25 protein-coding genes and 2 tRNA genes are annotated in these 25,461 nt (G+C 54.0%); 15 read left to right on the top strand and 12 right to left on the bottom strand.

From position 1 onward, the window contains the following. The first annotated feature begins 53 nt into the window (after positions 1 to 53). From LZP96_RS02010 to rutR, 3 genes are all read left to right on the top strand, one after another. On the top strand, positions 54 to 227 hold the full coding sequence (locus LZP96_RS02010; RefSeq protein ID WP_064325623.1) for a con-10 family general stress protein: 174 nt from the start codon (positions 54 to 56) through the stop codon (positions 225 to 227). Between the two features lie 141 nt (positions 228 to 368). Beyond that, complete coding sequence (locus tag LZP96_RS02005; protein WP_064325624.1) at positions 369 to 1,280, top strand: DMT family transporter; 912 nt, start codon at positions 369 to 371, stop codon at positions 1,278 to 1,280. Then, positions 1,277 to 1,915 (top strand): HTH-type transcriptional regulator RutR, encoded by a 639-nt coding sequence (rutR, locus tag LZP96_RS02000; protein WP_064325625.1) that lies wholly within the window; start codon positions 1,277 to 1,279, stop codon positions 1,913 to 1,915. The genes LZP96_RS02005 and rutR overlap by 4 nt, the downstream gene beginning before the upstream one ends. On the opposite strand, the gene LZP96_RS01995 is transcribed toward rutR, so the two are convergent. Together LZP96_RS01995 and putA are read right to left on the bottom strand one after the other, a co-directional pair. Then, a complete protein-coding gene (locus LZP96_RS01995; protein WP_064325626.1) occupies positions 1,912 to 2,307 on the bottom strand; it encodes a lysozyme inhibitor LprI family protein in 396 nt (131 codons plus the stop codon). The two genes, rutR and LZP96_RS01995, sit on opposite strands and share 4 nt — an antisense overlap. 52 nt (positions 2,308 to 2,359) lie before the next feature. Next, positions 2,360 to 6,322 carry a trifunctional transcriptional regulator/proline dehydrogenase/L-glutamate gamma-semialdehyde dehydrogenase gene (putA, locus tag LZP96_RS01990; protein ID WP_064325627.1) on the bottom strand — a complete coding sequence of 1,321 codons (3,963 nt, stop codon included), beginning with the start codon at positions 6,320 to 6,322 and terminating at the stop codon, positions 2,360 to 2,362. Between the two features lie 423 nt (positions 6,323 to 6,745). Between putA and putP the strand changes: the two genes are divergently transcribed. Together putP and LZP96_RS01980 are read left to right on the top strand one after the other, a co-directional pair. Continuing rightward, positions 6,746 to 8,254 carry a sodium/proline symporter PutP gene (gene putP, locus LZP96_RS01985; protein WP_064325628.1) on the top strand — a complete coding sequence of 503 codons (1,509 nt, stop codon included), beginning with the start codon at positions 6,746 to 6,748 and terminating at the stop codon, positions 8,252 to 8,254. Positions 8,255 to 8,357: 103 nt separating this feature from the next. Next, a complete protein-coding gene (locus tag LZP96_RS01980; RefSeq protein ID WP_064325629.1) occupies positions 8,358 to 8,777 on the top strand; it encodes a DUF3574 domain-containing protein in 420 nt (139 codons plus the stop codon). A 70-nt stretch (positions 8,778 to 8,847) separates the two neighbouring features. On the opposite strand, the gene LZP96_RS01975 is transcribed toward LZP96_RS01980, so the two are convergent. Then, positions 8,848 to 10,032 carry a NupC/NupG family nucleoside CNT transporter gene (locus LZP96_RS01975; RefSeq protein ID WP_064325630.1) on the bottom strand — a complete coding sequence of 395 codons (1,185 nt, stop codon included), beginning with the start codon at positions 10,030 to 10,032 and terminating at the stop codon, positions 8,848 to 8,850. A 250-nt stretch (positions 10,033 to 10,282) separates the two neighbouring features. Here LZP96_RS01975 and efeU point away from each other — a divergent pair, with 250 nt between their 5' ends. From efeU to phoH, 4 genes are all read left to right on the top strand, one after another. Next, positions 10,283 to 11,116 carry an iron uptake transporter permease EfeU gene (efeU, locus tag LZP96_RS01970; RefSeq protein ID WP_064325631.1) on the top strand — a complete coding sequence of 278 codons (834 nt, stop codon included), beginning with the start codon at positions 10,283 to 10,285 and terminating at the stop codon, positions 11,114 to 11,116. Positions 11,117 to 11,161: 45 nt separating this feature from the next. Beyond that, positions 11,162 to 12,289, top strand: coding sequence for an iron uptake system protein EfeO (gene efeO / locus LZP96_RS01965; protein ID WP_064325632.1), 1,128 nt, complete (start codon positions 11,162 to 11,164; stop codon positions 12,287 to 12,289). Between the two features lie 6 nt (positions 12,290 to 12,295). Then, positions 12,296 to 13,579 carry an iron uptake transporter deferrochelatase/peroxidase subunit gene (gene efeB / locus LZP96_RS01960; RefSeq protein WP_064325633.1) on the top strand — a complete coding sequence of 428 codons (1,284 nt, stop codon included), beginning with the start codon at positions 12,296 to 12,298 and terminating at the stop codon, positions 13,577 to 13,579. Between the two features lie 502 nt (positions 13,580 to 14,081). Beyond that, positions 14,082 to 14,870 (top strand): phosphate starvation-inducible protein PhoH, encoded by a 789-nt coding sequence (phoH, locus tag LZP96_RS01955; protein WP_198324759.1) that lies wholly within the window; start codon positions 14,082 to 14,084, stop codon positions 14,868 to 14,870. Between the two features lie 46 nt (positions 14,871 to 14,916). Here the strand turns inward: phoH and LZP96_RS01950 are convergent, their stop codons facing one another. The 4 genes from LZP96_RS01950 to LZP96_RS01935 form a co-directional block, all read right to left on the bottom strand. Then, positions 14,917 to 15,513 (bottom strand): hypothetical protein, encoded by a 597-nt coding sequence (locus LZP96_RS01950; RefSeq protein WP_064325635.1) that lies wholly within the window; start codon positions 15,511 to 15,513, stop codon positions 14,917 to 14,919. 161 nt (positions 15,514 to 15,674) lie between these two features. Beyond that, positions 15,675 to 15,762: transfer RNA gene (locus LZP96_RS01945), tRNA-Ser, on the bottom strand. Between the two features lie 147 nt (positions 15,763 to 15,909). Further along, the gene (locus LZP96_RS01940) at positions 15,910 to 16,587 is read right to left on the bottom strand and encodes an isochorismatase family protein (protein WP_064325636.1); all 678 of its coding nucleotides are present in this window, start codon (positions 16,585 to 16,587) and stop codon (positions 15,910 to 15,912) included. A gap of 14 nt (positions 16,588 to 16,601) precedes the next feature. Next, positions 16,602 to 17,468, bottom strand: a complete 867-nt coding sequence (locus tag LZP96_RS01935) for a pirin family protein (protein WP_064325637.1) — start codon at positions 17,466 to 17,468, stop codon at positions 16,602 to 16,604. A 111-nt stretch (positions 17,469 to 17,579) separates the two neighbouring features. Here LZP96_RS01935 and LZP96_RS01930 point away from each other — a divergent pair, with 111 nt between their 5' ends. Next, positions 17,580 to 18,485 (top strand): LysR family transcriptional regulator, encoded by a 906-nt coding sequence (locus tag LZP96_RS01930; protein ID WP_258925672.1) that lies wholly within the window; start codon positions 17,580 to 17,582, stop codon positions 18,483 to 18,485. 59 nt (positions 18,486 to 18,544) lie between these two features. On the opposite strand, the gene LZP96_RS01925 is transcribed toward LZP96_RS01930, so the two are convergent. Then, positions 18,545 to 18,632 (bottom strand) — tRNA-Ser (locus LZP96_RS01925). 229 nt (positions 18,633 to 18,861) lie between these two features. On the opposite strand from LZP96_RS01925, the gene ghrA reads away from it, so the two are divergent. From ghrA to LZP96_RS01905, 4 genes are all read left to right on the top strand, one after another. Continuing rightward, a complete protein-coding gene (gene ghrA / locus LZP96_RS01920; protein ID WP_064325638.1) occupies positions 18,862 to 19,800 on the top strand; it encodes a glyoxylate/hydroxypyruvate reductase GhrA in 939 nt (312 codons plus the stop codon). Positions 19,801 to 19,958: 158 nt separating this feature from the next. Next, a complete protein-coding gene (locus LZP96_RS01915) occupies positions 19,959 to 20,696 on the top strand; it encodes a phosphatase (protein ID WP_064325639.1) in 738 nt (245 codons plus the stop codon). Positions 20,697 to 20,716: 20 nt separating this feature from the next. Then, the gene (locus LZP96_RS01910; protein ID WP_064325640.1) at positions 20,717 to 21,271 is read left to right on the top strand and encodes a TorD/DmsD family molecular chaperone; all 555 of its coding nucleotides are present in this window, start codon (positions 20,717 to 20,719) and stop codon (positions 21,269 to 21,271) included. A gap of 96 nt (positions 21,272 to 21,367) precedes the next feature. Next, positions 21,368 to 21,850 carry a DUF1097 domain-containing protein gene (locus LZP96_RS01905; RefSeq protein WP_232462961.1) on the top strand — a complete coding sequence of 161 codons (483 nt, stop codon included), beginning with the start codon at positions 21,368 to 21,370 and terminating at the stop codon, positions 21,848 to 21,850. Positions 21,851 to 21,894: 44 nt separating this feature from the next. Here LZP96_RS01905 and csgG read toward each other — a convergent pair whose 3' ends face one another. Genes csgG through csgD form a run of 4 tightly spaced genes read right to left on the bottom strand, consistent with a single transcriptional unit; the run spans position 21,895 to position 24,241 of the window. After that, positions 21,895 to 22,728 (bottom strand): curli production assembly/transport protein CsgG, encoded by an 834-nt coding sequence (gene csgG, locus LZP96_RS01900; RefSeq protein WP_064325642.1) that lies wholly within the window; start codon positions 22,726 to 22,728, stop codon positions 21,895 to 21,897. 26 nt (positions 22,729 to 22,754) lie between these two features. Beyond that, entirely contained in the window at positions 22,755 to 23,171 is a 417-nt protein-coding gene (gene csgF, locus LZP96_RS01895; protein WP_064325643.1) for a curli production assembly/transport protein CsgF, read from the bottom strand. 25 nt (positions 23,172 to 23,196) lie between these two features. Beyond that, complete coding sequence (csgE, locus tag LZP96_RS01890; RefSeq protein WP_064325644.1) at positions 23,197 to 23,586, bottom strand: curli production assembly/transport protein CsgE; 390 nt, start codon at positions 23,584 to 23,586, stop codon at positions 23,197 to 23,199. A gap of 4 nt (positions 23,587 to 23,590) precedes the next feature. After that, positions 23,591 to 24,241: a biofilm master transcriptional regulator CsgD gene (csgD, locus tag LZP96_RS01885; RefSeq protein ID WP_064325645.1), complete on the bottom strand. Its 651-nt coding sequence runs from the start codon at positions 24,239 to 24,241 to the stop codon at positions 23,591 to 23,593. A 750-nt stretch (positions 24,242 to 24,991) separates the two neighbouring features. Here csgD and csgB point away from each other — a divergent pair. Continuing rightward, positions 24,992 to 25,447, top strand: coding sequence for a curli minor subunit CsgB (csgB, locus tag LZP96_RS01880; protein ID WP_064325646.1), 456 nt, complete (start codon positions 24,992 to 24,994; stop codon positions 25,445 to 25,447). The last annotated feature ends 14 nt before the right edge of the window (positions 25,448 to 25,461 follow it).

Raw genomic sequence — 25,461 nt, 5'->3', positions numbered from 1 at the left:
TCTTTGACCGTATGCAGTATGATGTCTAATGTTTAACACTCTGGAGGTTAGAGATGGCAAACCATCGTGGTGGCTCAGGTAATTTCGCTGAAGACCGTGACAGAGCATCAGAAGCAGGTCGTAAAGGTGGCCAGCAGAGCGGGGGTAATTTCAAAAATGACCCGCAAAGAGCATCAGAAGCTGGCAAAAAAGGGGGCAAAAACAGCCACGGTAGCAGCAAGAATTAAGGTGCTGACTGCCCGTTTCAGCGCGTAACGCCTGAAATCCCCCCAGCCGCCGGGTCTCCCGGCGGTTTTTTGTATCTGCCACATTGAACTGTCCTGCGATGCAACGCACACTAGGGGAATCCCTTTTTTCTCTGGTATCCCATGTCTGCATCACGCTATACCTTCTCCATTAAGCCTCAGGAAGCGCTCCTGATTTTGATCACCATGTTCTGGGGCGGAACCTTCCTCGCTGTTCAATATGCCGTCACGCTGAGCGATCCCTTTTTCTTCGTCGGACTGCGTTTCGCCACGGCCGCGCTGGCGGTGGCCTTGATTTCATTCAAAACGCTCAAGGGATTAACCCGTAAAGAGTTGTTTGCCGGGGTGGCGATTGGCATAGCCATTGCCATGGGCTACAGCCTGCAAACCTGGGGATTACAGACCATTCCCAGCAGCAAATCGGCGTTTATTACCGCCATGTATGTGCCTCTGGTGCCGCTTCTTCAGTGGCTCTGCCTCGGCAGAATGCCGGGCCTGATGTCCTGCATCGGGATTGTTCTGGCCTTTACCGGGCTGGTTTTACTGGCAGGCCCGGGTGATAACCTACTGGCGATGGGACCCGGCGAGATCATCACCCTGATTGGCGCCGTAGCCATCGCGGCTGAAATAATTCTGATCAGCGCCTGGGCTGGAGAGGTCGACGTCAAGCGCGTGACCGTCGTACAACTGACCACCGCGTCGCTGGTGGCCTTTGCCGCCATGGTGCCTGCAGGTGAGCGCGTGCCACCCATGTCGTCGGGGTTGATTATCGTCGCCCTTGGGTTAGGCATTTTCAGCGCTATCATCCAGGTCACCATGAACTGGGCGCAGCGGAGCGTCTCACCCACGCGCGCCACGGTTATCTATACGGGCGAGCCGGTCTGGGCCGGTATTTTTGGTCGCCTGGCGGGAGAGCGATTGCCCATGCTCGCGCTGGTCGGTGCGGCGTTCATTATCATTGGCGTGCTGGTTAGCGAGCTAAAGCTTAAAAAGCGTCGGCGAGAGGCGCAAAAGCAGCAAGGAGAGGGCGCATGACGCACACTATCGTACCCACCCCCGGAAAACGTTCTCGCGCGGTAAGCGCAAAAAAGCAGGCCATTTTGCGCGCTGCCCTGGACACCTTTTCGCAATTTGGCATTCATGGCACGCGTCTGGAACAGGTCGCGGAGCTGTCCGGGGTATCGAAAACCAACCTGCTCTACTATTACCCGTCCAAAGAGGCGCTCTACGTCGCCGTGCTACAGCAAATTCTGGATATCTGGCTCGCGCCGCTAAAGGCGTTCCGGGAAGAGTTCGCGCCGCTGGTGGCGATTAAAGAGTACATCCGGCTCAAGCTTGAGGTATCGCGGGATTATCCGCAGGCGTCAAAGCTCTTCTGCATGGAGATGTTGCAAGGCGCGCCGCTTTTGCAGGCTGAACTGAGCGGTGATTTAAAGCAGCTGATCGAAGACAAGTCGGCGATTATTGCGGGCTGGGTAGCAAGCGGCAAGCTGGCCCCCGTTGACCCTCATCACCTTATTTTTATGATTTGGGCCTCGACGCAACACTATGCGGATTTCGCCAGTCAGGTTGAAGCGGTGACCGGAAAAACGCTTCAGGACGAGGCGTTTTTCCAGAGTGCGGTGGACAACGTTCAGCGGATGATTATCGAAGGGATCCGCCTGCGTTAATTGCCCGGCGGAAGCGGGCAGCTTAAATCGCCTTCCTCACACTGCATCAGTGACGCAAGGTACGCTTCACGCTCGACGGTTTTCTCGGTCATGCACTGGTTTGCAATCATAGGCTGGATACTGCCGCCCTCGGTGCCCGATGCGGCAAAGGCACAGTCTGCGTCGCGCAGGGCTATCCACGCCTGTTGGGCTTTTTTCAACAGATCGCGCTGCGGTACGGCGGCGCGTTTCAGTACCGCCTGCCAGGTCTGATTCAGTTTCTGATCCGCGCTCTGATACTGCTGTGCGGTACAGGTATTCAGTTCTGTCTGCGTGCTGGCGTTAGCACATTCGTCCGCCAGCGCACTGGTGCTGAGCAGCAAGGCTGCCCCGGCAATCACTACATATTTCATGTTCTCACCCAATAAAAAAAGGCCCCGTTACCGGAGCCTTATTATCATAGCGTTAGCCGATTGTCATCAGGCTGGCGTTTCCGCCTGCCGCAGCGGTATTGACGCTAAGCGAGTGTTCAACATAAAGCCGCTCCAGCAGCAGGTTGGTTTCACCCCGGGCGAAGCCCTGAACCGAGACAATTGCCCCTTCACGGGCCGCAACCTGTTCGCACAGTTCCCGCAGCTGATCGGAGTCCCCGTGATAAATCACGGCGTCGTAACGCTGGGTCGTTAACACATCCGGCTTGGCGAAATGGATCCGCGAGGTCACCTCTTTTGGCAACTGTTTAGCCAGATCGCGATGCAGGCCATCCTCAGCCCACAACACCTCACAACCTGTTGCCATCGCGGCAGCCAGCTGGATCAGCGCATCCTGTTCGTTATCTGCCATGCACAATACGCGCTCGCGTGGCATCAGGGTCCAGGTATTGCGTTCGCCCGTCGGACCCGGCAGCAGACGTTGCGTGCCGGCCTGAGCCTGCTCTCCATACTGCTGACACAGCGCAAGCAGATCCGGACGTTTCTCCGCCCATTTTGCCAGCGCGTCCAGCGGCTGAGCGATCAGCGTTTTCAGCTGTGCATCGACCGGCTGTTCCGCATCCTGACGAGCCAGGGTCATCGCTAAAGCATTCTCCGGACGATGAGCCAGCAGACGATAAAGATAGAGCGGGCCACCCGCTTTCGGACCGGTGCCCGACAAGCCTTCGCCGCCGAACGGCTGCACGCCGACCACGGCACCCACCATGTTACGGTTGACGTACAGGTTACCGACCTTCGCACTGCCCGTGACCTGGGCGATGGTTTCGTCGATACGGGTATGTACGCCGAGCGTCAGGCCGTAGCCGGAGGCGTTGATGTTATCGACCAGCGCGCCCAGGTTGTTGCGGTTGTAGCGCACCACGTGCAGTACCGGGCCGAACACCTCTTTTTTCAGCTCATCGAAGCTGTTGAGCTCAATCAGCGTTGGCGCCACAAAGGTGCCGCTGTTCCATTCGCGGGCATCTTCGCTGTTTTCACGCACGGCCTGGAAGACCGGACGGCCTTTCGCGCGCATGGTTTGAATATGCTGTTCAATATTGGCTTTCGCCTCGGCGTCTATCACCGGACCGATGTCGGTAGTAAGGCGACCAGGGTTGCCCATCCGGCACTCTGCCATCGCGCCGCGCAGCATTTTCAGCGTGTGATCGGCGATATCGTCCTGCAGGCAAAGCACGCGCAGGGCGGAGCAGCGTTGACCCGCGCTGTCGAAGGCGGAGGCCAGCACATCCACGACCACCTGTTCTGTCAACGCAGAGGAGTCGACAATCATGGCATTCATTCCGCCGGTTTCGGCAATCAGCGGCGTCGGACGTCCCTGTGGATCCAGGCGGGTGGCAATGTTGCGCTGTAACAGCGTGGCGACCTCGGTAGAGCCGGTAAACATGACGCCGCGTACGCGGTTATCACCCGTCAGCTTCGCCCCTACCGTTTCCCCACGGCCCGGCAGCAGCTGGACCACGCCCGCAGGAACACCTGCTTCAAGCAGGATGGCGATCCCCTGGGCTGCAATCAGCGGCGTCTGCTCAGCAGGTTTCGCCAGTACGCTGTTGCCTGCGGCCAGGGCGGCTGCAATTTGTCCGGTGAAAATGGCCAGCGGGAAGTTCCACGGGCTGATACAGACAACAGGCCCGAGCGGGCGGTGAGTCTCGTTATCAAAATCGTGACGAACCTGACCGGCGTAATAATGCAGGAAGTCGACCGCTTCGCGCACTTCAGCAATCGCGTTGCTGAAGGTTTTCCCGGCTTCACGAACCAGGATTCCGATCAGCTGTTGCATCTGATCTTCCATCAGAATCGCCGCGCGTTCCAGAATGGCGGCGCGCTCCTGCGGCGGGGTGGCAAACCAGATCGGCGCGTTATTCACCGCACTTTCAAGGGCCTGCTCGACCTCGCTCTCGCTGGCTTCACGCACGTAACCAACAATGTCTTTTGGCTCTGCCGGGTTAATCACCGGCTCCATTTCGCCTGCCTCAACCGGATGCTCCAGCATTGGTTTGGCCTGCCATTTTTGCAGGGCGCTGTTCAGCAGGGCAGAGGAGAGGGAGGCCAGACGATGTTCGTTCGCCAGATCCAGACCCGCTGAGTTGACGCGGTCGCTGCCGTACAGCGCACGCGGCAGAGGAATTTTCGGATGTGGCAGACCGATCTGACCTTCCTGTGCCGCCAGTTTTTCCACGGCCTGCACGGGATCTGCAACCAGTTCATCCAGCGGCAGGGTGTTGTCCGCAATGCGGTTGACGAAGGAGGTGTTCGCACCGTTCTCCAGCAGACGGCGCACCAGATAGGCCAGCAGCGTTTCGTGGGTGCCTACCGGGGCATAAATACGACAAGGGCGGTTCAGCTTGCCCTCAGCCACTTTACCGGTGACCTGTTCGTACAGAGGTTCGCCCATGCCATGCAGACACTGGAATTCGTATTGACCCGGGTAATAGTTCTGTCCGGCGAGGCTGTAAATCGCGGCCAGCGTGTGGGCGTTATGGGTGGCGAACTGTGGGTAGATAAGATTAGGGACCGCCAGCAGTTTTTTCGCGCAGGCAAGGTATGAGACGTCGGTGTAGACCTTACGGGTATAGACCGGATAACCTTCCAGACCTTCCATCTGAGCGCGTTTAATTTCGCTGTCCCAGTACGCGCCTTTCACCAGTCGGATCATCAGACGGCGACGGCTGCGGGAGGCCAGGTCGATCAGCGAGTCGATAACGAACGGACAGCGCTTCATGTACGCCTGGATAACAAAGCCGATCCCGTTCCAGCCCGCCAGCTCTGGCTCGAAGCAGAGTTTTTCCAACAGATCGAGAGAGATCTCCAGTCGGTCGGCCTCTTCGGCATCGATGTTGATCCCGATATCATACTGACGCGCCAGAAGGGTGAGGGATTTCAGGCGCGGATAGAGTTCGTCCATCACGCGGTCGTACTGTGCGCGGCTATAGCGCGGGTGCAAAGCCGACAGCTTAATAGAAATACCCGGGCCTTCATAAATCCCGCGGCCGTTCGAGGCTTTACCAATGGCGTGGATGGCCTGCTGATAAGAAACCATATAGGCCTGTGCGTCGGTGGCGGTTAAGGCCGCTTCCCCCAGCATGTCGTACGAGTAGCGGAACCCTTTGTCTTCAAGCTTGCGGGCGTTTGCCAGCGCTTCGGCGATGGTCTCGCCGGTCACAAATTGTTCGCCCATCAGGCGCATCGCCATATCCACGCCTTTGCGGATCAGCGGTTCGCCGCCTTTGCCAATAATACGGCTCAGGGAGCGGGAAAGGCTGGCTTCGTTGTGCGTCGACACCAGCCTGCCGGTAAAGAGCAGACCCCAGGTCGCGGCATTCACAAACAGAGACGGGCTGCGGCCAATGTGCGACTGCCAGTTTCCATTGCTGATTTTGTCGCGGATCAGCGCGTCACGGGTAGCTTTATCGGGAATACGCAGCAGCGCTTCGGCCAGGCACATCAGTGCCACGCCTTCCTGCGAGGAGAGCGAAAATTCCTGAAGCAGGCTCTGCACCATTCCGGCGCGGCCTGAGGCTGTTTTTTGATGACGTAGTTTATCTGCCAGCTGCCAGGCAAGCTTATGCGCCTGCTCAGCAATCGGCTCCGGCAGACGGGCCTGCTCAAGGAGCATAGGCACGGCATCGGTTTCTGCCCGACGCCAGGCCGCGGTAATGGCCGCGCGGCTCACCGACTGCGGCAAAATATGTTCTGCGAAATCGAGGAACGGCTGATGATTTTCCTCGATAACCGTGGTGATCTCGTCGCTTTCATTCGCGGTGCCCGTCAGCAGGGCAGGGAGTTCCGGCAAGCCCTCTTCGTTTTCCAGTCTTTCCAGATAATTAAAGATGGCCTGCTTAATAAGCCAGTGCGGTGTGCGGTCAATGCGCGAGGCGGCGTTTCTAATCCGTTCGCGGGTCGCATCGTCAAGCTTAACGCCCATGGTGGTCGTTGCCATGCCAAAACTCCTGTTGTTCATTATTCAGTTTCGTTCGTTAGCGAGAAATATCCATCATGTTGCAACTTTGTGCAACCGTGTTAAGTGTGACCTGGACTGCAAGCTGAAAAATGAATGGATTGTTAACGATTAGTTAGCCAGAAACGGCAGGGCGAATTTCTCTCTCAGGCCAGATTTCATGCGGCACTTAACACTTTTAAAAGGTGCAACCCGCAAAAACGTGAGCGAGTGCAACCTATAGGAAAGACCTATAAAACCAGGGATGAATTTGATGTAAATGCAGTGTTAAATCGTTTGTGAAAGGGGAGCGTATACGGCAGGATACGCCCGCCCAGCAGAAACACACATAACGTCACCACGTTCCGGTGATCAAATAACAAGGCAACCCGGATGGTTGTCGCTCGATAATTTTGGAGAGTTTAAATGGCGATTAGCACACCGATGCTGGTGACATTTTTCGTTTATATATTTGGCATGATCCTGATAGGGTTTTTGGCATGGCGTTCAACCAAGAACTTTGATGACTACATTCTTGGCGGGCGCAGCTTAGGCCCATTCGTCACCGCGCTGTCGGCGGGTGCATCCGATATGAGCGGCTGGCTATTAATGGGATTGCCAGGCGCAATTTTCATCTCCGGGATTTCAGAAAGCTGGATCGCAATTGGCCTGACGCTGGGTGCCTGGATTAACTGGAAACTGGTGGCAGGTCGACTGCGCGTCCACACCGAGGTCAATAACAACGCGCTGACGCTGCCGGACTACTTTACCGGTCGCTTCGAAGATAACAGCCGCATTCTGCGCATTATCTCGGCGCTGGTCATTCTGCTGTTCTTCACTATCTACTGTGCTTCCGGCATTGTGGCAGGGGCGCGACTGTTTGAAAGCACCTTCGGCATGAGCTATGAAACGGCGCTGTGGGCCGGTGCGGCCGCGACGATTATTTATACCTTCGTGGGCGGATTCCTGGCGGTAAGCTGGACGGATACCGTGCAGGCGAGCCTGATGATTTTTGCGCTGATCCTTACCCCGGTGATTGTCATTATTACCGTGGGCGGGTTTGGCGATTCGCTGGAAGTGATCAAGCAAAAGAGCATCGAAAACGTCGACATGCTGAAAGGTCTTAACTTTGTCGCGATTGTCTCACTGATGGGCTGGGGCCTGGGCTACTTTGGCCAGCCGCATATTCTGGCGCGTTTCATGGCGGCAGATTCTCACCACACTATCGTGCATGCCCGCCGTATCAGCATGACCTGGATGATCCTCTGTCTTGCCGGTGCCTGTGCCGTGGGTTTCTTCGGGATCGCTTTCTTCTCCGATAACCCGGCCCTGGCGGGAGCGGTAAATCAGAACGCCGAGCGCGTGTTTATCGAGCTGGCGCAGATCCTCTTCAACCCGTGGATTGCCGGTATCCTGCTGTCCGCTATTCTGGCGGCAGTGATGTCCACGCTGAGCTGCCAGCTGCTGGTCTGTTCCAGCGCAATCACCGAAGATCTGTACAAAGCTTTCCTGCGTAAAGGCGCTAGCCAGAAAGAGCTGGTCTGGGTTGGCCGCTTTATGGTGCTGGTGGTGGCGCTGGTCTCTATTGCGCTTGCCGCAAACCCGGATAACCGCGTGCTGGGACTGGTCAGCTACGCCTGGGCAGGCTTCGGTGCTGCCTTTGGGCCGGTGGTGCTCTTCTCTGTACTGTGGTCCCGTATGACGCGTAATGGCGCGCTGGCAGGGATGATCATCGGTGCGGTGACGGTTATCGTCTGGAAACAGTTCGCCTGGCTGGGACTGTATGAAATCATCCCGGGCTTTATCTTTGGCAGCCTGGGGATCGTCCTGTTTAGCCTGATGGATAAAGCGCCGTCTGCGTCCATGCAAAAACGCTTCGCCGAGGCGGATGCGCATTACCATACGGCGGCACCATCAAAAATGCAGGCCGAATAAACCTCTCTTCCTTTCCCCTCTCTGTCCGGAGAGGGGAATTGCTTGCCAAAGTACTTTTTTTACGCTCATATCGCTGTGCTTAAAACAATGAGGATAGCGAAAAATGACAATCAAAACAGGGCTGATGGCCGCCACACTCTTCATGCTGGCAGGCTGTACGGCACCCTCGCACACCGCGCCTGACGCCACCTGTAAAGCTGAAAACCAGATGCAGCAAACGACCCTCTTTTTTGGCCTGAACCGTCCCGCAGGGGCACAGATCACCGGCCAGGAGTGGCAGCAGTTTGTCGATCGGGATGTGACGCCGCGGTTTCGTGACGGCTTAACGGTATTTGAAGCGCGCGGACAATGGCTGGGAAATGACGGCACTGTGGCGCGTGAGCCGAGCAAGGCGCTGATGCTGATTCACACAAAGAATGCTGAGAGCGAGAAGAATATCGAGGCGCTTCGCGGGATCTATAAATCACGCTTTGCGCAGGAGTCAGTCATGCGTGTCGACCAGCCGGTCTGCGTGCAGTTCTGATTTTTCGTGCCGGGTTGTGCTCCGCTTACCCGGCCTTCAGTACAGCCGTGCAGGCGGAGCACGCCAGAGGTTACAGCACCAGCCCCGCAAAGCTTGCAGAGAGCAGGCTGACCAGCGTTGCGCCATACACCAGTCGCAAACCAAAGCGAGAGACGACGTTGCCCTGCTTTTCGTTCAGCCCCTTAATGGCGCCCGCCACGATGCCAATCGAGGCAAAGTTGGCAAACGAAACCAGGAACACGGACAGAATGCCCAGGCCGCGCGGCGTCATCTGACCGGCTATTTTTTGCAGCTCGATCATCGCGACGAATTCATTGGCAACCAGCTTGGTCGCCATAATGCTGCCCGCATGTAATGCATCGCTCAGCGGAATGCCAATCAACCATGCCAGCGGATAGAAAACGTAGCCGAGGATCTGCTGGAAGCTCATACCAAACAAGGTAGAGAAGAGCGCGTTAACGGCGCTAATAATGGCAATAAAGCCAATCAGCATCGCCAAAATAATCATCGCGACTTTAAAGCCGGCCAGAATATATTCCCCGAGCATCTCAAAGAAACTCTGCGACTCATGCAGTTTTTCCAGTTTGATCTCAGGTTCCGCTTCCGGGCGGGCAGGGTTGATGACCGACAGAATAATAAAGGTGCTGAACATATTGAGAATGAGCGCCGCGACAACGTAACGGGCGTCAAGCATCGTCATATAGGCCCCGACGATTGACAGCGAGACCGTCGACATCGCCGTTGCCGCCATAGTGAACAGGCGACGCGAAGAGAGCTCGCCAAGCACGCCTTTGTAAGCAATGAAGTTTTCCGACTGGCCGAGAATCAGCGAACTGACCGCATTAAAGGATTCCAGCTTGCCCATGCCATTCAGTTTTGACAGCAGGGTTCCGATGACGCGAATAAAAATGGGCAGGATACGCCAGTGCTGCAGAATACCAATCAGCGCTGAGATAAAGATGATTGGGCAGAGTACGCCAAGGAATATAAATGCTAATCCTTTTTCTGCCATGCCACCAAAGACAAAGTTAGTGCCTTCTGCGGCGAATTTAAGCAGTGATTCAAAGAAGCCGGACACATATTTAATGACTGACAGGCCGCTTTCCGCATGAAGGAAAAAGAAGGCCAGAGCCATTTCGATGACAAGGAGCTGTAAAACAAAACGCAGACGAACTTTTCGGCGGTCAAAACTGACCAGCCAGGCCAGGGCGAGAATAATCACCACTGCCAGCAGGAAATGGACAACGTTATACATAGTTTTATTCAGTTGGTTTGCAAAGCGCCTATTTAGCCATAGCCGTGCATCAGCGTAAACGGGCATTTACGTTATACGTTATAAACATATCAATTACGTATGCAACTATTACCGCGCGAGGGGTTTACATCTGCTCATCAAAACGTAACACATTTTGCTTGTGTTTCTTCTTGCCGTAATGATAATCACTATCACAAGAATTTACCTTTCTTTGCATCAGTTGACCGCGATTAACATTTAAGGTGTCGGCATGTTTGTTCCATTTCTCATTATGTTACGTGAAGGCCTTGAAGCGGCCTTAATCGTCAGCCTGATCGCCAGCTATTTAAAGCGTACCCAGCGCGGGCGCTGGATTGGCGTAATGTGGGTTGGCGTGCTGCTTGCCGCCGCGCTTTGCCTGGGCCTGGGTATCCTGATTAACGAAACGACCGGCGAGTTTCCGCAGAAAGAGCAGGAGCTCTTCGAAGGCATCGTGGCGGTCATTGCGGTGGTGATCCTCACCTGGATGGTGTTCTGGATGCGCAAGGTGTCACGTAACGTGAAGGTGCAGCTTGAGCAGGCGGTGGATAATGCCCTGCAAAAAGGTAACCACCACGGCTGGGCGTTGATTTTGATGGTCTTCTTTGCCGTGGCGCGTGAAGGGCTGGAGTCGGTCTTCTTCCTGCTGGCGGCGTTCCAGCAGGACGTGGGTATCTGGCCGCCGCTGGGCGCAGTGCTGGGTCTGGCTACCGCCGTGGTTCTCGGTTTTATGCTCTACTGGGGCGGTATTCGCCTGAATCTGGGCGCATTTTTCAAATGGACAAGTTTGTTCATTCTGCTGGTGGCCGCCGGGCTGGCGGCAGGGGCTATCCGGGCTTTCCACGAGGCGGGTCTGTGGAACCATTTCCAGGACGTCGCCTTCGACCTCAGTAATGTTCTCTCCACCCACTCGCTGACCGGGACCTTACTTGAAGGGATTTTCGGCTATCAGGAAACCCCAAGCGTCAGCGAAGTGGCGATGTACTTTATTTATCTGATTCCGGCGCTGGCGCTGTTCTTTATGCCATCGCGCCCCAGCGCTCAGCCGTCGCGTACGGCGCCCTGACGTGCAATCTGTAGTGTGACAACATACTTTTTATAGGGAAGAGTCATGACAATTCAATTTCGTCGTAGTGCGTTACAGGTGGGTGTAGCGGCGCTGTTTGCGTCTGCTTTTTCCGTACAGGCTGCGGATATCCCTCAGGTTAAGGTGACCGTAAATGATAAACAGTGTGAACCGATGACCATCACGGTGAACAGCGGCAAAACACAGTTTATTATTCAAAACCACAGTCAGAAGGCGCTGGAGTGGGAGATCCTGAAAGGCGTAATGGTGGTGGAAGAGCGCGAAAACATCGCGCCTGGCTTTAGCCAGAAAATGACCGCTAACCTGCAGCCGGGCGAATATGACATGACCTGCGGCCTGCTGACCAACCCGAAAGGGAAACTGATCGTGAAAGGGGAAGCCACGGGCGATGCCGCGAAGGGCGCAGCATTATTAAGCCTGGGTGACGCCATCACCGCCTATAAAGCCTACGTCACCAAAGAGACTGCCGATCTGGTCACCGGGACCAAAGCCTTTACCGACGCGGTGAAAGCGGGCGATATCGATAAAGCAAAATCCCTGTATGCGCCAACGCGTCAGCACTACGAGCGTATTGAACCGATTGCAGAGCTGTTCTCCGATCTGGATGGCAGCATCGACGCCCGTGAAGATGATTACGAGCAAAAAGCCGCCGACCCGAAATTTACCGGCTTCCACCGTCTGGAAAAAGCGCTGTTTGGCGATAACTCCACCAAAGGGATGGAAAAATATGCCGACCAGCTGAACAGCGATGTGCTTGAGTTGCAAAAACGCATCAGTGAACTGGCCTTCCCGCCGTCAAAAGTGGTGGGTGGCGCTGCCGGGCTGATTGAAGAAGTCGCTGCCAGTAAGATCAGCGGTGAAGAAGATCGCTACAGCCACACCGACCTGTGGGACTTCCAGGCTAACGTCGAAGGCGCACAGAAGATTGTGGATCTGCTGCGTCCGCAGCTGCAGAAAGACAATAGCGAACTGCTGGCAAAAGTGGATGCCAACTTCAAAAAAGTGACCACTATTCTGGCGAAGTACCGTACCAAAGAGGGTTACGAAACCTATGACAAGCTGACCGATGCCGATCGTAACGCGCTGAAAGGCCCGATTACGACGCTGGCAGAAGATTTAGCGCAGCTGCGTGGCGTTCTCGGCCTGGATTAACGATCGATGAATAAGCATGATGATTATGACGTTGCTGAGCCTTCACGACGTCGTTTACTGAAAGGGGTGGGGGCGCTTGGCGGCGCGCTCGCCCTCGCGGGGGGATGCCCGGTGGCGCATGCGGCAAAACCGCAAAGCGCGCCGGGAACCCTGTCGCCCAATGCCCGTATGGAGACGCAGCCGTTTTACGGTGAGCATCAGGCAGGGATCTTAACCCCCCAGCAGGCCGCCATGATGGTGGTGGCGTTCGATTCGCTGGCCAGCGACAAAGCAGAGCTGGAACGTCTGTTTCGCCTGCTGACCCAGCGTATTGCCTTTCTCACCACCGGCGGCCCGGCGCCTGATACGCCGAATCCGCGGATGCCACCGATGGACTCCGGCATCCTCGGCTCGTACATTTCCCCGGACAACCTGACGGTGACCCTTTCCGTTGGGGCGTCGTTATTTGATGCCCGTTACGGTCTGGAAAAACAGAAGCCGAAAACGCTGCAAAAAATGACCCGTTTCCCGAATGACTCGCTGGACGCGGCGCTGTGCCATGGCGATATTCTGCTGCAGATTTGCGCTAACACTCAGGATACGGTGATCCATACGCTGCGGGATATTATCAAGCACACGCCGGATTTACTGAGCGTTCGCTGGAAGCGGGAAGGGTTTATCTCCGATCACGCGGCGCGCAGCCAGGGCAAGGAGACGCCGGTAAACCTGCTCGGCTTTAAAGATGGCACCGCCAATCCGGACAGCCGTGATGCCGCATTAATGAAAAACGTGGTCTGGACCACCGCTGACCAGGGCGAACCGGCCTGGACGCTGGGCGGCACCTACCAGGCCGTGCGGATCATTCAGTTTCACGTCGAGTTTTGGGACAGAACCCCGCTGAAAGAGCAGCAGACCATTTTTGGTCGTGATAAGCAAAGCGGCGCGCCGCTGGGCATGAAGCACGAGCATGATGTGCCGGATTATGCCAGCGATCCCGACGGGGAGACGATCGCGCTGGACAGCCATATTCGTCTGGCGAACCCGCGTACGCCGGAAACCCAGTCGAGCCTGATGATGCGTCGCGGATACAGTTATTCGCTGGGGGTGACGAATTCCGGCCAGCTGGACATGGGGCTGCTGTTTGTCTGCTATCAGCACGATCTGGAAAAAGGCTTCCTGGCCGTGCAGAAACGGCTGAACGGCGAAGCGCTGGAAGAGTATGTTAAGCCCATCGGTGGCGGCTACTTCTTTGCCGTACCGGGCGTACGTAAACCGGGTGATTTCCTCGCTCAGGGGCTTTTTGAAGCGTAAAAATTATCCTCGCGATAGTTCGCGGGGATATTATTTTTTTGTCTGGCTATCCCTCTGTTATATTTCTGTAATATTCCTGTATGACACTGATTTTCAGCCGAGGGACGCCTGTTAAAGTTGCGCTCAGGTAAAATAAATGTTGCATTTATGATAATTCCTGATGTACTTACTTTATGACAGCGGTAGTTCCCGGCAGTGATGCTTATCACAATGGAGATCGCGAATGGTTGGGTCCTGTACTGGACATAAGAAACGTCATAACCGCACCACCCAGCGCGGAGGCTCTGACTCCGGCAGCGATTTCTTCACCACTGAATTCTCCCCTTTGACTCAAAAACCTGACGTTCCCGACGGGCCGAACGGCGTGCATAGCTGTTCTGTTTCGTCATCCAAAAAGGCAAGCAATGGCTTAGAAGGAAGCCAACCCGCAGATGTTCGTTTGCATGATCGCGTCCCGAAGAGGGGTGCGTGTGATGAATTCCAACAACTCAAGGTGCTATCCATGGGAAGACAAAAAGCAGTGATCAAAGCTCGTCGTGAAGCAAAACGTGTGCTGAGACGGGATTCACGAAGCCATAAACAGCGTGAAGAAGAATCGGTCACCTCGCTTGTGCAGATGAGTGGCGTAGAAGCAATTGGCATGGCGCGGGACAGCCGTGATAATTCTCCAGTCGCAGCGCGCAATGAAGCTCAGGCGCACTACCTGAATGCTATCGAGAGTAAACAGCTGATCTTCGCAACCGGTGAAGCCGGATGCGGGAAAACGTGGATAAGTGCTGCCAAAGCGGCAGAGGCGCTGATCCATAAGGATGTGGACAGGATCATTGTCACCCGTCCGGTATTGCAGGCTGATGAAGATCTCGGCTTCTTGCCCGGCGATATCTCAGAGAAGTTTGCCCCCTATTTCAGACCGGTGTACGACGTGCTGGTGAAACGACTGGGCGCTTCTTTTATGCAGTACTGCCTGCGCCCGGAGATTGGCAAGGTAGAAATCGCGCCGTTCGCCTATATGCGCGGACGTACATTTGAAAATGCGGTTGTCATTCTCGACGAGGCTCAGAATGTGACTGCTGCGCAAATGAAGATGTTTTTAACGCGCCTCGGGGAAAACGTGACCGTGATTGTAAATGGGGATATTACCCAGTGCGATCTGCCGTCGGGGGTCAAGTCTGGCCTGAGCGATGCCATGTCACGTTTCGTTGAAGACGATATGGTTGGCGTGGTGCGTTTCACCAAAGACGACTGTGTTCGTTCGGCACTCTGCCAGCGAGCGTTGAACGCCTACTACTGATTCATTGCCGCCATCAAGGCCCGGGAAACCGGGCTTTGTTTTTTGTTTAGACGCCGTGCTTCGGATCGGAAGCATATTTAGCAATCGCCTGATTGGCGGCCTCGCTCCATCTTGCCGATAAAATACCAAAGCCGGTGCAAAGAAAGGCCGCAAACCACAGCCAGGGGAAGGGGTATTTTTCGAAAAAGAAGGCAACAAAAATAAAGCCTGGTAAACCCACCGCTAAGCTGAGGCACGTGTTATAAACGGCTTTCTCATTATTGAGTCGTTGAACATCTTCAATACGCCCTTTTCTTTTTCCCTCGAGCGAAAGCTGTTTCGCCTCTTCAATAGCCGCGTTGGTTTTCTTAATGGTCCAAAGCGAGCCAATCGCGGTAAACAGACATAAACCAAAAAAGGCCTGAGACAGGGCTTTATCAAATCCGCCGTGAAAAAAAGCGACCAGCCCGGCTGCCACAGAACCGCCAAAAAGCAGAATCGTCTTTACCCACGCATCTTTCGCCAGTTTGGCATGCTGAGCTCTGACGGATCCCGCAAGCTGGCTGTTCACTTTTTTGTTCACATACAAACTGATAACGAAGGCGATCGCTACCAGGGCTATTGTGATGATCTTGACGGTCTGGCTCTGGAAAAATGCGTCCATGAGTTCTCCTTATAAAAAATGACATGGGGTCGCGGGAATATCGGCCGGTTAGCGTATTTCCTTTATGACTTTTGACAGTGAGTATAAGAGCGGCATAGGGGGATGAATGAAAAAAGGACGAAAAAAAAGCCCGCATTTTCATGCGGGCTCTTCTTTGAAGATGGCGGTGAGAGAGGGGTTCGAACCCTCGATACGTTGCCGTATACACACTTTCCAGGCGTGCTCCTTCAGCCACTCGGACACCTCACCGTATTGTTTTGCTGCCTGACCGCGTAGGGGGCAACGGGGCGCTACTATAGGGAGTTGCGCGAAAGCGGTCAAGCAGATTTTAACGCTACACGCCTGTTCGGTTAAGCAATAATCACCCACCAGACGTTCACCGCCATGAAGAACGGTTTAGCGCTGTGAATCGAGCACTTCGTTGTTCTTCACGACCTCCTGCGCTTTGCCGTAACTTTCGATCAATAACTGATACGCCGGGAAAATATGGGTATAAACGTCGGCCCACTCCGCCGCATCGGCGCGATTCCAGCTACGCTGGATTTCCGAGGCAACCGCAGCCGTATCCATCGGTACAACGCCTGCCTGTACCACACGGGCCAGGGTAATTTCCTGCGCCATTTTGCTGTAGGTACCCGAGGCGTCAATGACCGCAAACACTTTATAGCCATCGGCGACGGCGCTGACAGAAGGAAATGCCATGCAGACGCTGGTGATGGTGCCCGCGATAATCAGCGTCCGACGCCCGGTGGCCTTTACCGCCGCCACAAACTCTGGATTATCCCAGGCATTAATTTCCCCTTTACGCGCCACGTATTGCGCATGGGGGGCATTGGCGTGGATCTCCGGAATTAAGGGACCGTTCGGACCTTGTGGCACCGACGCGGTAGTGATGACCGGAATATTGGCAAGCCGGGCTATTTTGGCCAGCGCCGCAGCGCGGGCACGCAGTTCCGGCATCGGCATATCGCCGACGGTCTGAAACAGGCCGCTCTGGTGATCGATAAGCAGCATCACCGCATCATTCGCATCAATCACCGGACGTGCGCCGTTAAAATTAGCAGGGGCAGACATGGTTCTCTCCTTTATTACGCTGACATTTGGCCAAACTGGCCGCCATTAAAATCACGGATTGCCTCCGCGATTTCACTTTTACTGTTCATAACAAACGGGCCATAGCCGACAATGGGTTCGTGTAAAGGCTCGCCCGCCAAAAGCAGCACTTTGGCGTCGCGACGGGCTTCAAGGTGCAATTTTTCCCCGCTCTGGCTCAGCACGATCAGCTGCGCTTCTCCCGCCTCAGCGGTGCCATTTACCTTTATGGCGCCTTCGACAACCACCAGCGCAGTGCTCCAGCCCTGGGGCTGAGTCAGGGTCAAATGGGCATCCTGTCGCAACGCGATATCCCAGACGTTAAGCGGTGAGAAGGTATGCGCCGGACCCGTAATCTCGCCGTAGCGACCGGCAATCACCCGGATCTCACCCTGATTATCGGGCAGGGGGATGACGGGGATCGCCTTTTTGGTCAGGCTTTGATAGCCCGGCGGGGCCATTTTGTCCTTTGCGGGCAGATTGACCCACAGCTGAATCATCCTGAGATCGCCGCCCTGACGGCTGAAGGCGTCAGCGTGAAACTCCTCGTGCAAAATCCCCGCGCCGGCAGTCATCCACTGGACGTCGCCGGGACCGATAGTGCCGCCCTGACCGGTGGAGTCGCGATGCGCTACGTCGCCCGAGTAGACAAGGGTAACGGTCTCAAAACCCCGATGGGGATGTTGGCCCACACCCCGTTTCACCCCATCGCCCGGGAAGTGATGTGGCCCCGCGTAGTCCAGAAGCAGGAAGGGGCTGAGCGCTTCTCCGTGGGTCTGGTAAGAAAACAGTGAACGCACCGGAAAACCATCGCCAACCCAGTGCGGACGGGGGGCGGTATAAACGCCTGTCACCTGTTTCATACTTCTCTCCTGTTGTTCGGTTGATGAGTATTAGCTTATATTCGTGACTAATAATCCGGTAGATAGCGAAAGCAGTACTCACTGTCCCAAAAATAGAACAATGGAGTGAAGATGCAGGATCTTAATGACTTCGCCTGGTTTGTTAAGGTGGTGGATCATGGCGGGTTTGCCGCAGCGGGAAGAGCCTGCGGTTTATCCAAGTCACGCCTGAGTCGGCGGATTGCACAGCTTGAAGAGCGGCTCGGCGTGCGCCTGATCCAACGCACCACGCGGCAGTTTGCGGTGACGGAAGTCGGGCAGACGTTCTATCACCACTGCAAAGCCATGCTGGTGGAGGCCGACGCCGCGCAGGAGGCGGTGGCCGCGCTTCAGGCAGAGCCGCGCGGCTGGGTGCGTGTCACCTGTCCGGTGGCGCTGCTGCACGTGCATGTCGGTCCGATGCTGGCACGGTTTATGGCCCGCTATCCGGGGATTCATCTCCAGCTTGAAGCGACTAACCGCCGCGTGGACCTCGTTGGAGAGGGCATTGATGTGGCCATTCGCGTTCGCCCGCGTCCGTTTGATGACAGCGATCTGGTCCTGCGGGTTCTGGCCGATCGGGGGCACTGCCTGGTCGCGAGCCCGCAGCTGGTTAAGCGACTGGGGCAGCCGGTTGCACCTTCTGAACTCAGCGTCTGGCCCGGGCTCAGCATGGGGGTGGGCAGACAGGTTCACAAGTGGGCGCTGACCGGGCCTGATGGCGCGAAAGCAGAGGTGCACTTTACGCCACGTTTCGTCACAGGGGACATGCTGGCGTTACGCGAGGCGGCGATAGCCGGTGTGGGGGTGGTTCAGCTGCCCATTCTGATGGTGCGCGATCGCCTTGCCGCCGGGGAACTTGTCCGTGTACTGGACGAGTGGGAGCCGCAAAGAGAGGTGATCCACGCCGTCTATCCTTCCCGGCGCGGGTTGTTACCCTCGGTCAGAACGCTGGTGGATTTCCTGGCCGAGGAGTATGCGCGCATCGTGGAAGAGTAGGGCCTGATACAACAGACGAAAAAAAAGCCCGCATTTTCATGCGGGCTCTTCTTTAAAGATGGCGGTGAGAGAGGGGTTCGAACCCTCGATACGTTGCCGTATACACACTTTCCAGGCGTGCTCCTTCAGCCACTCGGACACCTCACCGTATTGTCATCCCAACGCTGTCGGGACGGGCGCTAATGTAAGGAAAAGCTGAACGGGCGTCAATCACCTTTTGCAGTTAACTCGCCTGTTTATACAAAGTTCCAGCAACCTGATTCCTAAATGTGCTGAAAGCGACTCTTTTATCGGCAACGCAGGGCACGGCATAATTTGTTATGCTGGCAATCCACTTGATAATGAAAACAAAACTGCGCACAAGAGAGGAGCCTTAATGGATATCATCTTCTATCACCCGACGTTTGACACCGCCTACTGGCTAAAATCGCTGAGCGCCGCGTTACCCGGGGCGCGGGTACGTGAATGGAAGCGGGGAGATAATCAACCTGCGGATTATGCGCTGGTCTGGCATCCTCCGGTAGAGATGTTGCAGGGGCGAGAACTGAAAGCCGTTTTTGCCCTTGGGGCAGGCGTGGACTCCATTTTGAGCAAGCTGAAAGCGCATCCTGAAATGTTACCGGAACATATTCCCCTGTTCCGGCTCGAAGACACCGGTATGGGTCAGCAGATGCAGGAATATGCGGTCAGTCAGGTGCTGCACTGGTTCCGTCGCTTTGATGATTACCACCTGCTGAAACAGCAGTCGCAGTGGGAGCCGCTGGCGGAATATAGCCGGGAATCCTTTACCATTGGCATCTTAGGCGCGGGCGTACTGGGATCGAAAGTCGCTGAAGCGCTGGCGCCGTGGGGATTCCCGCTGCGCTGCTGGAGCCGAAATCGCAAGCAGTATCCGGGCGTTGAAAGTTTTGCCGGGAAGGATGAGTTGCCGTCGTTCTTAAAGGGCACGCGGGTGCTGATCAACCTGTTGCCGAACACCGCTGAAACGGTGGGCATTATCAATAGCGAACTGCTGAATCAGCTGGACGATGAAAGCTATGTCATGAACCTGGCGCGCGGTGTCCATCTGGTAGAGCATGACCTGCTGGCGGCGCTGGATAACGGCAAGCTGAAAGGCGCAATGCTGGATGTTTATAGCAGTGAGCCCTTGCCGAAAGAGAGTCCGCTGTGGGCGCATCCACGCGTGGGCATGACGCCGCATATCGCGGCGGTGACCCGCCCGGCGGAGGCGGTGGCGTATATCGCCCGTACCATAAGCCAGCTGGAAGCCGGAAAGACGGTGACGGGTCAGGTTGACCGTCAGCGGGGTTATTAAGGTTCCGGGTTAGCCCATCGCCCAGCCCTCTCACAGACGAGAGGGTGCACGGGTGGCAGGGTTCAGGCCGGGTAGCGGCAGCAGGGCGTCCGCTGTGTTTTGCTAATATTCACCTGCCATTCCTGCTATCCTTTGGTAAAACAAAAGAGGAGAGACAGATGTATCCCGTTGACCTGCATATGCACACCGTCGCCAGTACCCATGCCTACAGCACCCTCCATGACTACATCGCGCAAGCAAAGCGTAAAGGCATTAAGCTCTTTGCTATTACCGATCACGGTCCGGATATGGCTGACGCACCCCATTACTGGCACTTTGTGAATATGCGCATCTGGCCGCGCCTGGTTGATGGGGTAGGCATTCTCCGCGGAATTGAAGCCAACATTAAAAATACGGACGGGGAGATCGACTGTACCGGCCCCATGCTCACTTCGCTGGATCTCATCATTGCCGGATTCCACGAACCGGTTTTCGCGCCGCAGGATAAAGAGACCCATACTCAGGCGATGATTGCGACCATTGCCAGCGGCAATGTACACATCATCAGCCATCCTGGTAATCCGAAATTCCCTATTGATATTGAGGCGGTTGCACAGGCGGCGGCTAAATATGACGTCGCCCTGGAGATCAACAACTCCTCCTTTATTCACTCGCGTAAAGGCAGCGAGGCCAACTGTCGGGCCATCGCCGCCGCGGTACGGGATGCCGGAGGAAGAGTGGCGCTGGGGTCGGATTCACACACGGCGTTTACGCTGGGTGATTTTAGCGAATGTCGGAAAGTACTGGACGACGTTGGCTTCCCGGAAGATAAAATTCTGAATGTTACGCCGCGCCGCATGCTCGATTTTCTGGAGTCTCGCGGCATGGCGCCAATCGGCGAATTTGCCGAATTATAAATGTGTAATGGAATAAAGAGATGAACGAGTTTTCAATCCTTTGCCGCGTGTTGGGCACCCTTTATTATCGCCAGCCGCAGGATCCGCTGCTGGTCCCGCTTTTCACGCTGATTCGCGAAGGTAAACTCGCGGCTAACTGGCCGTTAGAGCAGGACGAGTTGCTACAGCGTCTGCAGAATAGCTGCGATATGCAGCAAATTGCGGCCGACTATAGCGCCTTGTTTATTGGCGAAGAGTGTAAGGTCCCCCCGTATCGCTCCTCGTGGGTGGAAGGGGCAACGGAAGCGGAAGTCCGCGCGTTTTTATCGGAACGTGGTATGCCATTGACCGACGTTCCCGCCGATCATATTGGTACCTTGCTGCTGGCTGCTTCCTGGATTGAAGATAACGCCGGGGATGACGAAAGCGACGCGCTGGAAACCTTATTTGCCGATTATATTTTACCCTGGTGCGGCACCTTCCTGGGCAAAATTGAAGCCCATGCCACTTCGCCTTTCTGGCGAACCCTGGCACCGCTGACGCGCGAAGCGCTTTCCGCCATGTGGGATGATTTACAGGAAGAGAATGAAGAGTGATTTAGATCACACTTATTCTGCAACGTAATGAGTGAGCTTGCACATAATGTGCGAGCGATCTCATTATCATGGCGCGTATCTGATAAGATGCGCGCCATGAACATACTTCTTTCGATTGCCATCACAACAGGTCTTCTCTCCGGTCTCTGGGGATGGGTTGCTGTGTCGCTGGGTTTACTCAGCTGGGCAGGATTCCTTGGCTGTACGGCCTATTTTGCCTGCCCGCAGGGTGGCGTAAAAGGGTTCTTCATTTCGGGATGCACGATGATGAGCGGGGTCGCATGGGCCCTGATTATCATGCACGGCAGTGCGCTGGCGCCGCATCTGGAGATCTTAAGCTACGTCATGACCGGCGTTGTCGCCTTTTTAATGTGCGTACAGGCCAAACATCTTCTGCTCTCTTTTGTGCCTGGCACCTTTATTGGCGCCTGTGCCACCTTTGCCGGGCAGGGCGACTGGAAACTGATTGTCCCTTCCCTGATGCTGGGGCTGGTATTCGGGTACGCCATGAAAAACAGCGGATTGTGGCTCGCCGCCCGGCGGGCGCGAACAGCAAACGTGACGGCAGTGAGCAAATAAAAAAGCGAGGCTAATGTGCCTCGCTTTTTGTATGCGCGTTATTATCAGGATTCCGGAGGCACCGACATATCGCGGTATTTCACCAGAATATCGTTTTTCACTTCATTTTTATTTTGCAGGTCCCACAGGCCGCGATCGATACCATCGTTAATCAGGAAGATCACGCCCGTTTCGATAGCGGACATCAGACACAGCATCACCGGCTCATTCGAGGTATAGCCAATTTCACCTTCCAGCAGACGCTGGTAATCAATGAAGCGGAATACCCCTGCCTGAACTTCATACGAGAGAATCGTTTTACTGGTATTAACCGATGATAATATTTCACCGGTGCTGACATTTACCACGCGCAGGTTCACGGCAATCTGGTCAAGCTGGTACTGGGTGTCCGCGCCAATCCCAAAATAACGTGCGCCCGCGCCTCCGGATTTCACGTTGCTTTCATAGCCAATAATTGACCCTTCCACCATAATATTGGCGGCGGTGAGCGACTGTAATGGTACGCGGTTATTTACCCCTACGGTGCCGTTTTCCTGCGCGGCACGGATAATTTTGCGTTCATTTAAAAGATTCTGTAATCCCTGGCGCTCCAGGGGAATAAACCAGCGTGAATCTTTTAACGCCGTGACCAGCATGGCTGTGGCGCTTTGGGGGACTGCCGTCGAGAAGTTACTGGCAGGATAAGGTTTAAACTGACCCGTCTCGTCCTGAATGTTGTAGACGGAGACAAAGATCTTACCGGTTGGCATCGGCAGATGGGTTAAATCGCGATAACTTTGGGCCCGGGGCATGAGTGTTGGCTTAGCGGCTTCTTTGGGCGGAGCCGTTAAACAACCGCTCAATAAGCACACTGCAACAAGGATCAGAAAGCGCTGCATGATGATTGTCCTTATTTCGTTGTTGTTTAGAAGTCAGTTGAAGAAGACTGCAAACCCGAAACCTGAATGGTCGATGTTTTGCCGGTTTTCCGATCGGTGACATTCAGCTGTAATTGCCCGTCTTTATTGGCGATATCGACAATAAAGTCGTTCGTAACCATCCGCCCGGGCTTGCCGGTATTAATATTGGTTAATAAGCCACCTAATATTTGTGACTGAATAGCCTGGGTAAAGTTATCCAGCGCAGACGGGGTTTCGACACCGAAATCATCTTTATAGCTGGGATCTTTATAGGAATTTTGTGCCTGTGCTTCATTCAGCATGAACGCCCCGTTATTGGGGTTGCCGCCAAAGTTAGGGTTGCGGAACTGAAAGGTCATGGTGCCGGCCCAACTTAATGGTGCAATAAGCATTAAGGAAATTACTGTGTGTGCGAGACGCATTACAGCCTCCGGATAATAGACTGAATTAAAATTCATCTTTCGCTAAATCACCTGTGCCTAAAAGCGCTTTATCTATTTGCAGGCGATTTATCGCATCTTCGGTTTGTGCCAGTGCAAAAGCGACGTTTTGATCAAAGTCTCTTTTAGTCGGGAATAAAAAAGTCTGGTAGATAACGTCCTGATTGACGGTGATCGTTATCCAGCTTCCCCACCTTGCGCTGGGCCGTTCATTGATTGTTAAGTTACCGGGGTAATCACTTTCCCATTTATCGCTGAACGCACGATAAAAATCGTGGCCGATAGAGGAGACAGTATGGTCGGTTAACAATCCGGGAACTTCCACTTCAACGGCGTGGAGATTCCCGGCAGCAAGCAAAAAGCTGGCTGCGGCAATCCAGTTCAACATGCGTTTCATACTTTTAACGCCGCAGGTTATCGTTTGCCCATGAAACGGCTTGCGTCCGATTTTTAACAGCTATCTTCTTGAAAAGGTTATAAAGGTGAGTCTTGACGGTATTTTCGCTGATAAATAACGAACGGGCGATTTCGATATTTGACGCCCCAATACGTAACTTATTCAGAATCTCTTTCTCACGATGCGTCAGCAGGGCTGATTCTGAACTGTTGTAGCGATAATTTCCGGAGTGTGTGATGAGGTAGCTCGCCAGTTTTTGCGAGAAGTAACATTCGCCGCGCAAAATACCCTGGAGGCCATCCACGACCCGCGTTTCATCTTCACTGACGTAAAACACGCCGTTGATATGAGGCCAGCTTTCAATGTCCCGGAAAGGATATTCATCAGGCGTGTTCAATAATAAAACACGGATGTTATTGTTTTTTCTGCTTAAGTTATCTTGCCAGTAGTGGATAAGTTTTTTATCCGCTTCCATCATATCGAGGAGAACAATGCTGCCAGAAACAATATCATCGAAAGAACGTTGAATATTATGTAATTTTCCGTTCAGGGCCAGCGTATGCTTTAAATGCTGTAATAAAGCGGTCGCTTGTAAAGATGGTTTGGTAATCAGCAATAATGAATTGCTATGCAAACTATGGACTTCATTAAACATGATGAAACCCCACTTTTTTATAACGCCTGACAGCTGTCCCTCGTTAAGAATAAAGAGGGACCCCAGAAGCACTGACAGATGTTGAACTGCTGTGTGTAGAATCAAAAGAGCACCTCCGATACGGAGGCGAATATTAAAAAATTCAATCGTACTGCTGATTTCAATCTAGCTATTACAAAATTTTAAGCAAGAGGCAAACGTGTAACAAGATGTAAAATTAAATAATAATTTGTTAAAACGGCCTGGCTAAAAAGTTCAGAAATGATAGGAAAGTTGTACAGCTTAATAACTCTGCACACATTTTATAAATCATACAAAGTAATGTAATGCATTGAAATATATTATTTTTTAGGTTTAAGATTAATCTTAGATTAAGTGTGATTCGCGCAAAAAAGCTAAGTCTTTACATTTCCCCGAAAGCATCTTAAGAAATCGCGTGATGTGTCACAGCACCCTGAGCATCCCTGCTCGCAATACCGTTACAGTCATGGCTGATGCCGTCTTGTGAGCGTGCGCAAAGGCAGAGCAAGTGACAATGCAAATAAAATTTAAAATAACTAACTCGTGCTGGCGAAAGCATTTTTTAGGCCGGAATAATACTTTGAGGTGACGCTGGATATTAAAATAAGTCTGCTGGGTGAGATATTAAAGTTGTTACGACGGACATACTCTTCACCGTAACGCAGCGTTAACAAAAAACGAACCGCGTTTACACAAGCCTTTTAATTACCACCAGGTCCAGGTGACAACATGAAAAACAGAACGTTATTTATGATGTTTACATTACTGGGTTCGCCTGGGTTAGCAATCGCGGCAGGTCCGGATTTGGCTAATTCGGAGTATAACTTCGCGATTAATGAATTAAGCAAGTCTTCATATAATCAGGCAGCCATTATTGGTCAGCAAGGCGTGAGTAATAACGCGGATGTCCGACAGGGCGGTTCTAAATTGCTGTCCGTTGTCTCTCAGGATGGAGGTGGCAATAGGGCAAAAGTTGACCAGTCAGGGACTTACAATCTTGCTTATATCGATCAGACCGGGAACGGCAATGATGCGAATATAAAGCAGGAAGCTTTTGGTAATACCGCAATGATTATCCAGAAAGGGTCGGGTAACAGAGCAAGTATTACGCAGTATGGTACGCAGAAAACAGCAGTCGTAGTACAGAGACAGTCACAAATGGCCATTCGCGTTATTCAACGCTAACCGTTTGCGACTTA

The sequence above is a fragment of the Huaxiibacter chinensis genome, assembly GCF_022171985.1.
Classification (GTDB): domain Bacteria; phylum Pseudomonadota; class Gammaproteobacteria; order Enterobacterales; family Enterobacteriaceae; genus Enterobacter; species Enterobacter chinensis_A.
The sequence above is the reverse complement of the archived record's forward strand: the minus strand, read 5'-3'. Positions and strand labels throughout refer to the sequence as shown.